Origin of the sequence: Sphingomonas sp. LHG3406-1 (assembly GCF_029637485.1) — a bacterium.
Classification (GTDB): Bacteria; Pseudomonadota; Alphaproteobacteria; order Sphingomonadales; family Sphingomonadaceae; genus Sphingomicrobium.
Window position 1 is genome coordinate 415029 of record NZ_CP069128.1, and the last position, 15783, is coordinate 430811.

Sequence of the window (15783 nt, forward strand, 5' to 3'; positions counted from 1 at the left end):
AAAGCGCCCGAACTGACTATCTGGCGCCGCAACTCCCAACGAACGCAAGACAAGGACCCGCGACCCCATGGCCGCTCAATATGCCTTCGTGATGAAGAACCTCACGAAGACCTTCCCCGGCGCCAACAAGCCGACGCTCAGCAACATCAACCTGCAATTCTACCAGGGCGCCAAGATCGGCATCGTCGGCCCGAACGGCGCCGGCAAGTCGACCCTGATCAAGATCATGGCCGGTCTCGACAGCGAGTTCACGGGCGAAGCCTGGCCGGGCGAGAACATCACCGTCGGCTACCTCCCGCAGGAACCGGAGCTCGACCCCAGCAAGACGGTCCTCGAGAACGTCAAGGACGGCGCGCGCGACGTCGCCGACATGGTTGATCGCTTCAACGCCATTTCGGCCGAAATGGGCGATCCCAAGGACGACACCGATTTCGACGCGCTGATGGCCGAAATGGGCGAACTGCAGGAAAAGATCGACGCCGTCGACGGCTGGACGCTCGACAACCAGCTCGAGATCGCGATGGAGGCCCTGCGCTGCCCGCCGTCCGACTGGTCCGTCACCGATCTTTCCGGCGGTGAGAAGCGCCGCGTCGCACTGACCCGCCTGCTCATCCAGAAGCCCTCGATCCTGCTCCTCGACGAGCCCACCAACCATCTCGACGCCGAGAGCGTGCAGTGGCTTGAGACTCACCTCAAGGAATATGCCGGCGCGGTGCTGATGATCACCCACGACCGCTACTTCCTCGACAATGTGGTGGAATGGATCCTCGAGCTCGATCGCGGCTCCTACTATCCCTACGAAGGCAACTACTCCACCTATCTGGAAAAGAAGGCGAAACGCCTCGAGCAGGAAAGCCGGGAAGAGAGCGGCAAGCAGAAGGCGCTGCAGCGCGAACTGGAGTGGATCCGGCAGACCCCGGCCGCCCGCCAGTCCAAGTCCAAGGCGCGTATCCGCAAGTTCGAGCAGCTTCAGGACGCGCAGGACGATCGCCGCATCGGCAAGGCGCAGATCGTCATCCAGGTGCCCGAGCGCCTCGGCGGCAAGGTCATCGAGGTCGAAGGCATCTCCAAGGCCTATGGCGACAAATTGCTGTTCGAGGACCTGAGCTTCACCCTTCCGCCGGGCGGCATCGTCGGGGTCATCGGCCCGAACGGCGCGGGCAAGTCGACGCTGTTCCGCATCCTCACCGGCAAGGAACAGCCCGACAGCGGCAAGGTCGACATGGGCGAAACCGTCCGGCTCGGCTACGTCGACCAGAGCCGCGACCATCTCGATCCCAAGAAGAACGTCTGGGAAGAGATCAGCGACGGCCTCGACTACATGAAGGTCAACGGCCAGGACACGTCGACCCGCGCCTATGTCGGCGCCTTCAACTTCAAGGGCCCCGACCAGCAGAAGAATGTCGGCAAGCTGTCCGGCGGTGAGCGCAATCGGGTTCACATGGCGAAGATGCTCAAGGCCGGCGGCAACGTCCTCCTGCTCGACGAGCCGACCAACGACCTCGACGTCGAGACCCTCGGCGCGCTCGAGGAAGCGATCGAGAATTTCGCCGGCTGCGCCGTGGTCATCAGCCACGACCGCTTCTTCCTCGACCGGCTCGCCACCCACATCCTCGCCTTCGAAGGCAACAGTCACGTCGAATGGTTCGAAGGCAATTTCGAAGCCTACGAAGAAGACAAGCGCCGCCGCCTGGGCCCCGAGGCCGACCGCCCGACCCGGACGAGCTACAAGAAGCTGGGACGATAGACGAAGGCAGCCGCTCACCCCGGGAGGGGGAGCGGCGACCGGCGCCATTTAGACTCCGTTAAATCGGTGCGCGTAAGGCCGATGAGCGGGGCGGGGGCTTTTGCGTACGGAGCCACCATGGAACAGATCGTCTACGTCAGCACGTCCCGCAGCCTGCCGGATGAGCGCCTGCTGGACGGCATTCTCGCCGTCTCGCGCCGCAACAATGCACGCGACGGCCTGACCGGCCTGCTGGTCGTCGGCGGGCGCCGCTTTCTCCAGGTGCTGGAAGGCCCGTGCGATCTGTGCGACGCCGCCTATGCCCGCATCCGCGCCGACGAACGCCACTTCGCCCTCGTCCAGCTCAGCCGGCGTCCGCTCATCGAGCGCAGCTTCGCCGGCTGGCACATGGGATTCGAGCAGGGCTACGCCAATCCGCTCGTCAGCGTGGTCGAGCAGCTTACCGACCGCGTCGCCGATCCCTACCTGCAAGCCCAGTTCCGCTCCTTTGCCGAGCTCCACAGCCAGCCCGCCTAAGCGGCTTGCCTAGTAGGATCTGCGCAGGCATCACCAATCGCCATGTCCTGCCCGGTTGCCCTCGGCCTTCTTGCGCCTGGTGACGGAGAACGAACCGCGAACTGGACGAGGTGGACGATATGCCTTTTTCCCGGTGCGCGACCGCTCTTCCGCATCGCAGCATCAGCATGGTAGAGGCGCTTCCATGACCTCGACCAACGACATCCGCCGTTCCTTTCTCGACTATTTCGAAGGTGCCGGCCACGCGCGCCAGCCGTCCGCGCCTTTGGTGCCGCAGAACGATCCCACGCTCATGTTCACCAACGCGGGCATGGTGCCGTTCAAGAACGTCTTCACCGGCCTCGAGACGCGTCCCTATGCGACCGCCGTCTCCTCGCAGAAGTGCGTCCGCGCCGGCGGCAAGCACAACGACCTCGACAATGTCGGCTACACCGCCCGCCACCACACCTTCTTCGAAATGCTGGGGAATTTCTCCTTCGGCGATTATTTCAAGGAACAGGCGATCACCCTCGCCTGGGGCCTGCTGACCAGGGAATGGGGCCTTCCCGCCGATCGCCTGACCGTCACCGTCTATCACACCGACGACGAGGCCGCGCAGCTGTGGAAGCGCATCGCCGGCCTTCCCGACCAGCGCATCATCCGCATCGCCACCAAGGACAATTTCTGGGCGATGGGTCCGGACGGTCCCTCGGGTCCGTGCAGCGAGATCTTCTTCGACCATGGCGACCATATCCCTGGCGGCCCTCCCGGCAGCCCGGACGAGGACGGCGACCGCTTCGTCGAGATCTGGAATCTCGTCTTCATGCAGCACCTACAGGAAAATGACGTCATCGTCTCCGACCTGCCGAGACCGTCGATCGATACCGGCATGGGGCTGGAACGGATCGCCGCCGTCATGCAGGGCGTCCACGACAATTACGACACGGACACGTTCAAGGCGCTCATTCATGCGTCCGAGGAGCTGACCCGGACCCGTGCAGAAGGTGAGCGGCAAGCCTCGCACCGCGTGATCGCCGACCACCTGCGCGCCTCCTCCTTCCTCATCGCCGACGGCGTTCTTCCGGCCAACGAAGGCCGCGGCTATGTGCTGCGCCGCATCATGCGCCGCGCCATGCGCCATGCCCACCTGCTCGGCGCCAGCGAGCCGCTGATGCACCGCCTGGTGCCGGCCCTGTCCGCCGAGATGGGCGCCGCTTACCCCGAACTTATCCGTGCCCAGCCCTTGATCGAAGCCACGCTCCGCCAGGAGGAGACTCGCTTTCGCCAGACCCTGTCGAACGGCCTCAAGCTGCTCGACGAGGCGACCGCGTCGATGGGCGAGGGCGGTACCTTGCCGGGCGAGACCGCCTTCAGGCTCTACGACACCTTCGGCTTCCCCTACGACCTCACCGAGGACGCGCTGCGGGCCCAGGGGCTGCAGGTCGACCGGGCCGGTTTCGATGCCGCCATGGCCGAGCAGAAGGCCCGTGCCCGCGCTGCCTGGAAGGGCTCGGGCCAGACCGCGTCCGAAGAGGTCTGGTTCGACCTCGCCGAAGAGCATGGCGCGACCGAATTCACCGGCTACGCCGGCCACGAAGGGGAGGGCGTCGTCCTCGCCATCGTCCGCGACGGCCAGCGGGTCGACAGCCTGGGCGAGGGCGAACAGGGACAGCTGCTGCTCAACCAGACACCCTTCTACGCCGAAAGCGGCGGGCAGGTCGGCGATGCCGGGAAGCTGAGCAGCCTCAATGGCTTCGAGGGCACGGTTCAGGACACTTCGAAGCAGCTCGGCAAACTCCATCTCCTCGCGGCAACGGTCACGTCGGGCACCATCCGCGTCGGTGAGACCGTCAGCCAGAAGGTCGACGAGGAGCGCCGCCGCGCGATCCGCGCCAACCACAGCGCCACCCACCTGCTCCATGCCGCGCTTCGCCATCGCCTCGGCGCGCATGTCACCCAGAAGGGCAGTCTGGTCGCGCCCGACCGCCTTCGCTTCGACTTCGCGCACAACAATGCGCTGAGCCCCGACGACATTGCTGCCATCGAAGCCGAGGTGAACTGGCACATCCGCCACAACCAGCCCGTCTCGACCCGGCTGATGAGCCCGGACGAAGCCATTGCCGAAGGCGCCATGGCCCTGTTCGGCGAGAAATATGGCGACGAGGTCCGCGTCCTCTCGATGGGGATCAAGGATGAGGGCACCTACAGTGTCGAACTGTGCGGCGGCACCCACGTCAAAGCGCTCGGCGACATCGCCCTGTTCAAGATCATCTCCGAAAGCGCCGTTTCCTCCGGCGTGCGCCGGATCGAGGCGCTGACCGGGGAGGGCGCGCGCCAGTGGCTGATCGACCGCGACAACCGACTCCGTGCGATCGCCGCCAGCCTCAAGTCCGCGCCCGACGAGGCACCCGCCCGCGTCGCTGCACTCGCCGATCAGGTCCGCAAGCTCGAGCGCGAACTCGCTGAAGCGAAGAAGCAGCTCGCCATGGGCGGCAGCGGGGCTCCCGCGGCGGGTCCCGAGCAGGTCGCCGGTGTCGCCTTCATCGGCCGCGTGGTCGAAGGGCTCGACCCCAAGGCGCTCCGCCCCGAGATTGACGGCCTTAAGCAGCAGCTCGGCTCCGGCATTGCCGCGCTGGTGGCGGTCAACGACGGCCGCGCCTCGGTCGCCGCCGGCGTCACCGCCGACCTTGCCGGCCAGATCAGCGCCGTCGACCTCGTCAAGGCCGCCGTCGCCGCACTCGGCGGGCAGGGCGGGGGAGGTCGCCCCGACATGGCCCAGGGCGGCGGTCCCGACGGCGCGAGGGCTGCCGAGGCGCTGGTGGCGATGAAGGACGAATTGGCGAAGGTGAAGGCCTGACGCTCGTCATCTAGGAGAGAATAGAATGTTCCTGGTACTTGCCACCGTGATGCTTCAGGCTGCCCCACCCGTGGTCCAAGCCGCCCCGCCGCCGCTGCCGCCGCCGATTGTCTCGGGTCCAACGCCGGGCCGCTTCGGTACCTTGCGTCCGGTCGACCTTCAGGTGCGCATCACCTCCGGTAGTCAGGTCCTCCTCGAGGAGCCGCTCCGTCTCGCGCCGGGTGGCTCCAATATCCGCCGAAGCCGTTCCGAGGGGTTCGCGGCCTCATGTCCTCCGACGCCGGGCACTCGTACCGAGTCGCTGTATTTTGCCCTGTCGCCGATCTACGAGCCCGCGGGCACGACGCCGGTGAACGGCAATCGGGCGCGTCTTTCGCTCAACTGGAGCCGGCCGCCGGCCGGGGCATGCGGCACCGGAACGCGCAGCCTCCAGATCGAGGACCCGGGCATCATTCTTGAACCCGGCCGTACCGTCACCATCGACGGAGACGGGGATGTCCGTATCAGCATCCGGGTTCTCGACCGCTGAAGAACAGGGCGGCTCCCCTTCCGCATTCGAAAGAGGAACTGGCGCCTACCGCCTCTTCCCAAGCATCGGCTCCTCGGCCAGTTCCCCCGCCTCGCGGATCGCCGCGCGAAGCTGGCTGCGTTTCTCGTGGATGGAGGCGATGACCGGCCCCATGGCGACGCCGATGTCGACCAGCACCGCTTCGCTGATCTGCAGGGAGCCCTCCATCGTCTCGGGCACGGCATCGGTCGCCCCCGCCCGGTACAGCTGCGCGGCATGAGCCCCGTCCCGGGCTCGGGCGACGATCGAGATGTCCGGGCAAGCCGCCCGTATGTCGCGGGACAGGCGTACGGTCAGCACCGGATCGTCCATCGTCAGCACCACGGCGGCCGCATCGCACAGGCCGAAGCGCTCCACCGCATCGCCCCGCGCGACGTCGCCGAACAACACGCGATAGCCATCCCCCCGTGCCGCCGCGACGCAGTCGATATCGCCGTCCACCGCCAGATAAGGCCGGTCGTGCTCGGCCATCATGTCGGCGACGACGCGCCCGACCCGGCCGAAGCCGAAGATAATGGTCACCCCCTTGGTATCGCGGGTGCCGCTGCTCAGCGCCTCGGGATCGATCTGCCGCGCCAACCTCCGTCCGGCGGCCGCGAGCAGTGGCGTCAAGGTCAGCCCGATCGCCGTCACCAGGGTCCAGAAGGCGGCCGTTCCCGGCGCGATGACCCCGGCTGCAAGCGCGCTCGCAAGCACGATCAGGGTCAGCTCGGACGGGCTGGCCATCAGCAAGCCGGTCTCGACCGCGGTCCCGGCCCGGCTCCGGCGCCATCGCAGCAGGGCGAAGATGACACCGGTCTTGACGGCGAGCACCGCCAGCGTCGCGCCAAGCAGCGCTGGCCACTGGGCGATCAGCTCGGACAGGTCGAGCCGCATGCCCACGGTGATCAGGAAGATGCCGAGCGCGAGCCCCCGCAACGGCGCGGTGATCACCTCTACCTCGGCATGATAGTCGGTCTCGGCGATCAGCAGTCCGGCAATCAGCGCTCCCGCCACCGCGCCGAGCCCGACGGACCCGGTGGCGAGACTTGCAAGCATCACGACCAGCAGGCTGATCGCCAGGAACAGTTCTGGACTCTTGGTCCGCGCGGCCTGGGCGAACAGCCGCGGCAGGAGGAACCTCCCCACCACCAGCAACAGCCCGATCACCCCCACGCCGCCGATCAGCACGCTCAGCCAGGCATCCGGATTGCTCTTCGCATCGAGCAGGAGCAGCAGCGGCACCAGGCTGAGGTCCTGGAGCAGGAGGATCGCCAGCGCCGTCTGGCCGGTCGCGCTGACGGTTCCCGCAAGCGGCATTACCAGCGCCGTCGAACTCATTGCCAGCGCCAGGCCCAGCAACAGGGCCGGCGCCGGTTCGAGCGCCCCCACCAGCATCAGCCCGCAACTCAGGACCAGCCCGGTGATCAGCATCTGCAGGCCGCCAAGCCCGAACACACGCTCGCGCATCGCCCACAGGCGCTTGAAGCTCAGCTCCAGCCCGATCCCGAACAGGAGCATCAGGATTCCGATCTCGGCGAACGGCTCGATCCGCTCGCGGTCGGTAATGGTGAAGGGGGCGAGCCAGGGTTGCCCGGCCGCCAGTGCGCCCAGGCCCGCCGGCCCGATTGCCGCGCCGACCAGGATGAAGCCGATCACCGGTGACACACGGACGCGGGCGAAAGCGGGAATGACGACTCCGGCCGCGCCGAGGATCACCAGTGCGTCGCGTAGACCCTGTCCGCCAAGTTCACCTGCCATCCCCGACCTTGTGCCGTAGCTTGGGCGGGGAGCCAAGCAGTGTGACGAGAGGTTTTTGCCTTATTTAGGCAGGAGATGGGAAATGGCCGAGAAGAACTTCAAGGCAGGCGACAAGGTCAGCTGGTCGAGCCACGGCGGCGAGGCGCATGGCAAGGTGGTGAAGAAACTGACCAAGCCGATGGACATCAAGAGCCACCATGTCGCCGCGTCCAAGGACAATCCCGAATATCTGGTCGAGACCGACGAGGGCAAGCAGGCGGCTCACAAGCCGGATGCGCTCAGAAAGGGTTGATGGGGATCGCCGTCGATGTGAACGGACGATGACGAGCACCGACCTCCTCATCATCGGCGGCGGACCCTGCGGACTGATGGCAGGGTTGCTGTTCGCCCGCGCCGGGCTCCGCGTCCGCGTCGTCGAAAAGCATTCTGACTTCCTCCACGATTTCCGCGGCGACACCGTCCACCCTTCGACCATGGACGTGCTCGGAGAACTCGGCCTCCGCGACGCCTTGCTCGACCGCCCGCACCAGCGCCTGACCCGCGCCGAACTGCGCATCGGCGGGCGTGAACTGGTGGTCGGCGACCTCAGCCGCGTGCGCAGCGCCACGCCCTTCGTGGCGATGATGCCGCAGTGGGAGTTCCTCGACTTTCTCCGTTCAGAAGCCGAGCGATATCCGGGGTTCCGGCTCGCCCTCGGTGTGGGCGCGGCATCACTGAATTACGATCAGGGCAGGATAACCGGCGCCCTGCTCGACAATGGCGAGCAGGTCACGAGTCGCCTCGTGATTGCCGCCGACGGCCGACGGAGCATCGTTCGCCGCGACCGCTGGCTGCCGCTGCGGAGCCTCAACTCTTCGATCGACGTCCTCTGGTTCGAACTTCCCAAGCGCATTCGGGAGGAGGGGGGCCTCCGCATCGCCGTAGACGGAGGTCGAATCCTCGTCCGGGTCGATCGCGGTTCTTACTGGCAATGCGCCTTCGTGGTGCCCAAAGGCCGCGCTTCAAAGCTGCTGGCGCAGGGAATCGACGCCATGACGTCAGCGATCGAGGCGACCGAGCCGCGGCTCGGCACTCTTGGCGGCGACCTGCCGGACCTCGACTGCTTCCACCTGCTCGATGTCACGCTCGACCGACTGACCCGCTGGCACCGTCCTGGCCTGCTCGCCATCGGTGATGCCGCCCATGCGATGAGCCCGATGGGCGGGATCGGGATCAACCTCGCGATCCAGGATGCGGTCGCCGCCGCCAACCTCATTGCGCCTGCTTTGCTGCGCGGCAGAGAGTGCGATGCGGAGGCCGCGCGCGTACAGCGGCGGCGCCAGGGTTCCACCCGGCTCATCCAGCTGGTGCAGAAGATCGCGCAGGACTGGGTGCTCGCACCGGTGCTTGGCAAGCCCCGGACCTTCGACCGCCCGCCCTGGCCCTTGCTCCTGCTGGAAAGGCTGCCCGCGCTGCGCCGCCTGCCGGGCCGTGCAATCGCACTCGGCATTCGCAGCGAACGGGTCGATCCGGCGCTCGCCGCCTGACCAAGCAGACAAAGAAAATGCGCGCCGGGCAAAGCCTCGACGCGCATCTTTGAGTGCTGAAAGACAGTCCGACCGAAGTCGGAAGGTCAGTTAGCCGCGGCCACCCGCGCTAGCCCAACCACTGCCCCAGACCCAGTCCCAGAAACCACCCATGACACACTCCCTCTGTTACGGCGAATCACCGTTACGGAGGAGATATTAACCTTAATCGATAGGGTTAGCAATTGGGTAAGTATGTTCCTTAGGCATGATCCTACGCGAGACGGTCGTGAAGACCGTTCCGATGGGGGACCGGAACTGTAGGATTGTGGACGGAAGCCGCACCGTTTGGTGCGGCGGAAGGGCTCAGGCGACCTTGCGCGCCGAGCGGATCTGAAGGCGCTGGATCAATTCGCGAACGCCCATCGGACGGCCAATGGCGAAGCCCTGGGCCATGTCGCAGCCCATGCGCGTCAGCTCATCCAGGCACTGCTTGTCCTCGACCCCTTCGGCAACGACGGTCCGGCCAAGCGAGTGGGCGAGGGCGATCGTCGACTGGACCATGATGAGATCGGAACGGTTGACTCGCATCGACTTGACGAAGCTCTGGTCGATCTTGATCTCGTTGGCCGGGATCTTCTTGAGATAGTCGAGGGTCGACAAGCCGGTCCCATAATCGTCGATGGCCACGCGAACGCCCTTGCGACGGAGCGCGTCGAGGGTAGCAAGCCCGCTCTCCGCATCCTGGAGGGTCGCCGTCTCGGTGAGTTCGAGCGTCAGCTTGCTTGCATGCAGCCCATGCGCGTCGAGCATCCTCTCGATGCGTCCGAGCAGGTCGCGATCGGACAGCAGCCGGGCCGAAAGGTTCACCGCGACCTGGAAGTCCACTCCGCGACGATTGATTGCCGCAGCGGCGCCGATCGCCCGGTCGAGGACGAAGTCGGTGAGTTTCGCGATGCGTCCATTATTCTCGGCCGCGGCCACGAACTCGGTCGGGCTGATCGGCCCCTTTTGCGGGTGGGTCCACCGCGCCAGGGCTTCGGCGCCGACGATCCGGTCCCGACGGATGTCATATTGCGGCTGGTAGGCCAGCCACACCTCGCCATGATCGATCGCCGCATCCAGTTCGCCAAGCAGCGACACGCGCCAGTTCATTTCTTCCTGGCGAGAAGGATCGTGGAGCTTCCAGCGAAGACCCTCCGTCCAGGCCTCGTCCGCCGCCAGCACGGCCGAACCGAGCCGGTTGTTAATGCTTCGGGCAGAGCCGAGTTCGACGCCGAAGGTGAGCGCGACATCGATCTGGCGGCCGCTCAGCGACACCGGAGTGCGGAACAGGGCGTGCAGCGCTTCAAGGTGGTTTCCGATGGCTTGCGACGGATCAAGCAGCCAGGCGAAGGTCGCATCCTCGATGTGGAAGAGACGGGTCGATCCGGGCGCGTTGAGGCGGCTGACGATCTGCCGGATGGCCTCGTGCCGCTCCTTATCCCCAAGCGTCGCGCTCAGCTCGTTCTGGTTGTGCACCCGGGCCACGATGAGCGCGAGCTTGTCGATCCCTTTCTCCGTCCGGAGCGCCGCCAGATTCGGGAGTTGCGTGTCCTCATTGACCAGGGCCCGGCGCGACATGCGGAGGTAGATCAATCGCCCGCTGACGATCAGCAGGGTGAGGAGGCCCGGCATCACGTCGGCGTAGACCTGCCGCTTCTCGAGCATGAATGGTGCGATGAGGACGAGCAGCAGGGCTGCCGCGAGGATGGCGGCGCGACGCCGCCCGCTTCCTTGCGCCAGAGCGGCGGCGATGAATCCCAGGATGGTCAGCAACGGCAGCAGCCAGCCGAGGTCGGTCGGCGCTCCGCGCTTCAGCGTCTCCGCTCCGAGAATGTGGACGTAAGCGCCGGCCATCCTGCCCTTGCTCGGGATCCATAATTGGTCGCCGAGCTGGTCCGCGTTGAGGCCGATGATGACTGTCTTCCCGGCGAGCTTGGACCGCTCGCGGCCTGCCAGCAAATCGCCTGCCGAAATGTACGGAACCGTCAGCGGATCGATACGATAATTGATGCGGAACATGTCGCTTAGGCCCTCGGTGGACTTGTTCGACATGGACACCGCGAATGGCGGGACTTGGCCGTTCCGTCCCTGCTGGCTCCGCGACATCTGCCAGACGGCATTCTGGTAGTTGTAGAAGACGGTAATGCTGGCTGTCCCGGCATGTTGCGTGAAGCGCTCCAGCGGAGGCGTGGGCTCGGCGAACTGAGCGCTCGGCCCGAGCTTGGCCCGATCGGCGAGAACGACATTGCCGGCTTTTGCTAAGACGCGCTCGAAATCGGCATCTTCCTTGGGAGTTCCCGGGCTGTCGTAGATCATGTCGAGAAAGATCTGCCGAGCGCCCGCCGCATCGGCCTTGGCGATGAGATCAGCCTGCGTCGAGCGGCTCCACGGCCACCGGCCGACTTGGCTCAGCGACCTGTCGTCCACACCGACAAAGACGATCTCGCCACTTGCCTCGATCGGATGAAGCATGTTCCGCATGTTGCGGACCTGATCTTCGACCGGCTCGACGAAGCTGGTCAAACCGCAAGCGAGTGACGCAAGCGTCGCCCACAGCAGCAGCCGCCACGACTGCGGCTTCTCTCCGGTCGACTTGGCGATGACCCAGCGCATGCCATGTCATCTGCCCGACAAAGGTTAGGAAATCGGAAACCGATAGATCGTGAACGGGGATATGGTCCGTTGCGGACGCGTTGCTTTTCCCTCTAGACCTTGGGCTAAGCTGTGCCATGCACCGGTTTGGCGCCAGCAGGGGAGGGCCATGGACTTCATTTCCATCCTGTCGATCTTCGTATTGAGCTGTTTCGTCGGCTATTACGTGGTCTGGTCGGTCACCCCGGCGCTGCACACGCCGCTGATGGCGGTGACCAACGCCATCTCCTCCGTGATCATCGTCGGCGCGCTGATCGCCGCCGCTGCGGCGGGTAGCCCGACCGCCAAGTGGCTCGGCCTCCTCGGCGTGGTGCTCGCCAGCATCAACATCTTCGGCGGCTTTGCGGTGACCAGCCGTATGCTGGCGATGTACAAGAAGAAGGAGCGCAGCGAGTGAGCGGCGTGCACACGGACCTGATCCTCGCCGCCACCTTCCCGGCCGTGCCGAGCGCCGGAGCCCACGACACCCCGGCCTGGGTCATGCTCGCCTACCTCGTCGCCGGAGTCTGCTTCATCCTGGCGCTTCGCGGCCTGTCGAGCCCCTCGACCAGCCAACGCGGCAACCGCCTCGGCATGATCGGCATGGCCATCGCGGTGGTGACGACGCTGGCCACGCATCTTCCGCGTTTCCCGCAGGACAATTTCGAGTGCAAACGCGCTAGCACCGGTTTGACAGAGTGCCTGCCGGTACCAAGCCCACCGCTCGACACTGCGACCATCCTCCAGATCCTCGCCGCCATCGCAATCGGCGCCATCATCGGCATTGTCGGTGCCCGCCGAATCCAGATGACGGCCATGCCGCAGCTGGTTGCGGCCTTCCACAGCCTGGTCGGCCTCGCCGCCGTGCTGGTCGGCGCCGCCGCCTTCCTCAACCCGGAAGCCTTCGGCATCGCCACCCGCATCACGCCAATCGCCGAACCCAGCTTCCTGATGATCAATCCCGTAAGCCGCATCGAGCTCGGCCTCGGGGTCGCCATCGGCGCCATCACCTTCTCCGGCTCGGTGATCGCCTTCCTCAAGCTGAACGGCAACATGAGCGGCGCGCCGATCCTGCTGCCCGGCCGCCACGTCATCAACCTCGGCACGCTCGTCGCCATCCTCGCCTTGGTCGCTTACTTCACCCGCGACCAGGCGCCGTGGGTGTTCTGGACGATCCTGGCGCTCAGCTTCGCCATCGGCTTCCTGCTGATCATCCCGATCGGCGGCGCCGACATGCCGGTCGTCGTCTCCATGCTGAACAGCTATTCCGGCTGGGCCGCGGCGGCGATGGGCTTCACGCTCCACAACAGCGCGATGATCATCACCGGCGCCCTCGTCGGAAGCTCCGGCGCGATCCTCAGCTACATCATGTGCCGCGCCATGAACCGCAGCTTCATCTCGGTGATCGCCGGCGGCTTCGGCGCGGTCTCCTCGGGCCCCGCGGGTGAAGTCATCGACCGCCCCTACAAGCGCGGCTCGGCCGAGGACGCCGCCTTCCTCATGCGCCAAGCCGACCAGGTGGTCATCGTCCCCGGCTACGGCATGGCCGTCGCGCAGGCCCAGCACATCCTCCGCGAGATGGCCGACCTCCTCAAGAAGGAGGGGGTGAAGGTCAAATATGCCATCCACCCAGTCGCCGGCCGCATGCCCGGCCACATGAACGTGCTGCTGGCCGAAGCAAACGTCCCCTACGACGAGGTGTTCGAGCTCGAGGACATCAACAGCGAGTTCGCCCAGACCGACGTCGCCTTCGTGATCGGCGCCAACGACGTCACCAACCCCGCCGCCAAGACCGACAAGAGCTCGCCCATCTACGGCATGCCCGTCCTCGACGTGGAAAAGGCCCGCACCGTCCTCTTCATCAAGCGCAGCATGGGCGGCGCTGGCTATGCCGGCGTCGACAACGAACTTTTCTACCGCGACAATACGATGATGCTGCTGGCCGACGCCAAGAAGATGGTCGAGGAGATCGTCAAGGCGCTGGCCTGAACGTCGAAGGAAAAGCGTCATCCCGGGCTCGACCCGGGATTTCGCTTCTTCTTCTGCCCGCCGCCAGAGGTAGAACCGGATCCCAGTGCGGAGGCGATCCGCTCCTCCTTTCGCCTCCGCAACCACTTGTCGCCGCGCCGCCACAGTCCGTCTTTGCCGCGTTAACTCGCTCCAGAATCTCCGTTCACCCGCTTGTTCCCGGCCTTCGCATGGGTGAGAAGAAGCCCGTTAACTATTCGACGCTGCCGGGGGTCGGCGGCGGGGTGAGGGGACTGACGTTGCGCAAGCTCGGGATCGTCGGCGGGACGAGCTGGAATTCGACCGCGCTTTATTATGAGCATATCAACAAGGGTGTCGGGCGACGGCTCGGCGGCCTTCACAGCGCGCGGCTGGTGATCGAGAGCCTCGACTGCGAGGACGATTATGCCGCCTTCCATCGCCGCGGTGACTGGGCCGGCGGCGAGAAGCTGATGGTCGAGGCCGCCCAGCGCCTCGTCACCGCCGGCGCTGAAGGGGTGATCATCACCTCCAATACCGGTCACAAGCATTATGATGCCGTCGCGTCAGCGGCCGGCGTGCCCATGCTCCACATCGGCGATGCCGCGGCCGAACGCATCGCCGCCGACGGCCGCCAGTCGGTCGCCCTGCTCGGCACTCGCGTTACCATGACCGAACCGCACGTACGCGGCCGCTTCGAGGAGCGCGGCATCCGTCTCGCCGCGATCGAGGAAGGCTGGATCACCGAGGTCGACCGGATCATCTACGAGGAGCTGGCCGCCGGCCGCGTCGTCCGCGACAGCCAGCGCAAGCTCAAGACCCTGATCACCGAACTGGGCAAGAAGCGTGTCCAGGCGATCGTTCTCGGCTGCACCGAACTGGTCCTCGCCATCGACCCGCGGGCCAACGTTCTTCCGGTCTACGACACGACGGAGATCCATGCCGCCAAGGCGGTCGACTGGATCCTCGGCGACAAGGAAGAGGCAAGGGCGGCCGCCTAGGCCGGACAGTCTGGGCGGTCAGGCGACCTCGATCCGCGCGACGGTCACCATGCCGCCGCCGGGCACCTCGATCTCCTCGCTTTCCTCGGCGCCCAGCATCGCCTTCACCAGCGGCGCCGTGAACCCGACCAAGCCCGTTGCTGGCTCGCTTTCGTCGTGCCCGACGATGGTGATGGTCCGTTCAACCCCGTCGCGCACGAAGGTCACGCGGGTCCCGATCGCCACTTCCTCGCCGCTGGGCGTGGGCGCCAGCTGCGCACTCGCCGCCCGAGCCCGCCAGTAGCGTGCGTCCCGAAGCACCTTCTTGCGCTCTTCCTCGGTGAGCTCCTCCGCCAGACGGGCCTCGAGCTCCGCCGCCCGAGCCTCGATCAGCTCCAGCCCGCGCGCCGTCACCAGGTTCGGCCCAGGCGGAATCGGCAGCTCGAACTTGGGCTCGAGATGTTCTTCGTCGCTCTCCCGGCGAAAGGCGACGCTCATCGCCTGGACTGTCGAATGGTCATGATGAAAGGATAGGGAGTGCGGGCCTCCCATGAAAGGCCCTGACGCCCTCACCCGGTGAACGCCCCGTCGCAAACGGCGTTGGCTCGAAGAGCAGCCGCAGGAGGAGAAGCATGAGCGATCAGGGCATGAGCATGGGCTGGGGTCGCTTCGCTGCGATGATCGGCGTTTCGACCTTCATCATGTTCTTCCTCATGTACCAGCTGGTCTACAGCCTCGACCACGCGCTGTTCAGCGTGACCCGGCTCGTTTCCTCGCTGGTGATGGGCTGCGTCATGACCGCCGTCATGCTCGCCTTCATGTGGAAGATGTACCGCCCTGCCGCTGCCAAGATCGCGGTTCTTGCCGCGGGCATCGTCGGCGGTCTCATCCTTCTGGCGGTCAACCGCGGGCAGGTGCTGATCGGCGACCGGGATTTCATGAAATCCATGATCCCCCATCACAGCATCGCCATCAACAATGCGCGCAAGGCCGACATCCGCGATCCGCGGGTCCGCTATCTCGCCGACCGGATCATCCGCGATCAGGTCAAGGAGATCGCCGAGATGAAGATGCTGCTCTCCGACATCGAAGCGAACGGCCGCCGTGGCGAAGCGCCGCTGGCCGCCGGTCCGGTGCAGCTCAAGGAAGAGGGCAGGCGCGAGGCCCAGGACCTCCTCAGCGGCCGTTTGCAGCAAAAAGAGCCGCTCTGACCGGCCGACTTCCGCACG

At 65.9% G+C, this 15783-nt stretch carries 13 protein-coding genes; 10 read left to right on the top strand and 3 right to left on the bottom strand.

All coding sequences use genetic code 11. The annotated features are described in order from the left end of the window. Positions 1 to 67: 67 nt before the first annotated feature. The 4 genes from ettA (at position 68) to JOY29_RS02060 (ending at position 5628) form a co-directional block, all read left to right on the top strand. Positions 68 to 1747: an energy-dependent translational throttle protein EttA gene (ettA, locus tag JOY29_RS02045; RefSeq protein WP_300974544.1), complete on the top strand. Its 1680-nt coding sequence runs from the start codon at positions 68 to 70 to the stop codon at positions 1745 to 1747. A 117-nt stretch (positions 1748 to 1864) separates the two neighbouring features. Then, positions 1865 to 2263 carry a BLUF domain-containing protein gene (locus JOY29_RS02050; RefSeq protein WP_300974545.1) on the top strand — a complete coding sequence of 133 codons (399 nt, stop codon included), beginning with the start codon at positions 1865 to 1867 and terminating at the stop codon, positions 2261 to 2263. A gap of 184 nt (positions 2264 to 2447) precedes the next feature. After that, positions 2448 to 5099 (top strand): alanine--tRNA ligase, encoded by a 2652-nt coding sequence (alaS, locus tag JOY29_RS02055; protein ID WP_300974546.1) that lies wholly within the window; start codon positions 2448 to 2450, stop codon positions 5097 to 5099. 25 nt (positions 5100 to 5124) lie between these two features. After that, the gene (locus tag JOY29_RS02060; protein WP_300974547.1) at positions 5125 to 5628 is read left to right on the top strand and encodes a hypothetical protein; all 504 of its coding nucleotides are present in this window, start codon (positions 5125 to 5127) and stop codon (positions 5626 to 5628) included. 45 nt (positions 5629 to 5673) lie between these two features. Here JOY29_RS02060 and JOY29_RS02065 read toward each other — a convergent pair whose 3' ends face one another. Further along, positions 5674 to 7407 carry a cation:proton antiporter gene (locus tag JOY29_RS02065; protein ID WP_300974548.1) on the bottom strand — a complete coding sequence of 578 codons (1734 nt, stop codon included), beginning with the start codon at positions 7405 to 7407 and terminating at the stop codon, positions 5674 to 5676. Positions 7408 to 7489: 82 nt separating this feature from the next. Here JOY29_RS02065 and JOY29_RS02070 point away from each other — a divergent pair, with 82 nt between their 5' ends. Both JOY29_RS02070 and JOY29_RS02075 read left to right on the top strand, forming a co-directional pair. After that, positions 7490 to 7699 (top strand): DUF2945 domain-containing protein, encoded by a 210-nt coding sequence (locus tag JOY29_RS02070; protein ID WP_300974549.1) that lies wholly within the window; start codon positions 7490 to 7492, stop codon positions 7697 to 7699. Positions 7700 to 7727: 28 nt separating this feature from the next. Continuing rightward, entirely contained in the window at positions 7728 to 8933 is a 1206-nt protein-coding gene (locus JOY29_RS02075; protein ID WP_300974550.1) for an FAD-dependent oxidoreductase, read from the top strand. Positions 8934 to 9278: 345 nt separating this feature from the next. Here the strand turns inward: JOY29_RS02075 and JOY29_RS02080 are convergent, their stop codons facing one another. Next, positions 9279 to 11570 (bottom strand): EAL domain-containing protein, encoded by a 2292-nt coding sequence (locus tag JOY29_RS02080; protein ID WP_300974551.1) that lies wholly within the window; start codon positions 11568 to 11570, stop codon positions 9279 to 9281. Between the two features lie 148 nt (positions 11571 to 11718). Here JOY29_RS02080 and JOY29_RS02085 point away from each other — a divergent pair, with 148 nt between their 5' ends. From JOY29_RS02085 to JOY29_RS02095, 3 genes are all read left to right on the top strand, one after another. Beyond that, positions 11719 to 12006, top strand: a complete 288-nt coding sequence (locus JOY29_RS02085; RefSeq protein ID WP_300974552.1) for a proton-translocating transhydrogenase family protein — start codon at positions 11719 to 11721, stop codon at positions 12004 to 12006. A gap of 83 nt (positions 12007 to 12089) precedes the next feature. Next, entirely contained in the window at positions 12090 to 13577 is a 1488-nt protein-coding gene (locus tag JOY29_RS02090; RefSeq protein ID WP_300975570.1) for an NAD(P)(+) transhydrogenase (Re/Si-specific) subunit beta, read from the top strand. A 209-nt stretch (positions 13578 to 13786) separates the two neighbouring features. Further along, positions 13787 to 14575, top strand: a complete 789-nt coding sequence (locus JOY29_RS02095; RefSeq protein WP_300974553.1) for an aspartate/glutamate racemase family protein — start codon at positions 13787 to 13789, stop codon at positions 14573 to 14575. 18 nt (positions 14576 to 14593) lie between these two features. Here JOY29_RS02095 and JOY29_RS02100 read toward each other — a convergent pair whose 3' ends face one another. Next, positions 14594 to 15052, bottom strand: a complete 459-nt coding sequence (locus JOY29_RS02100; protein ID WP_300974554.1) for a GreA/GreB family elongation factor — start codon at positions 15050 to 15052, stop codon at positions 14594 to 14596. Between the two features lie 134 nt (positions 15053 to 15186). On the opposite strand from JOY29_RS02100, the gene JOY29_RS02105 reads away from it, so the two are divergent. Next, the gene (locus JOY29_RS02105; RefSeq protein ID WP_300974555.1) at positions 15187 to 15765 is read left to right on the top strand and encodes a DUF305 domain-containing protein; all 579 of its coding nucleotides are present in this window, start codon (positions 15187 to 15189) and stop codon (positions 15763 to 15765) included. The last annotated feature ends 18 nt before the right edge of the window (positions 15766 to 15783 follow it).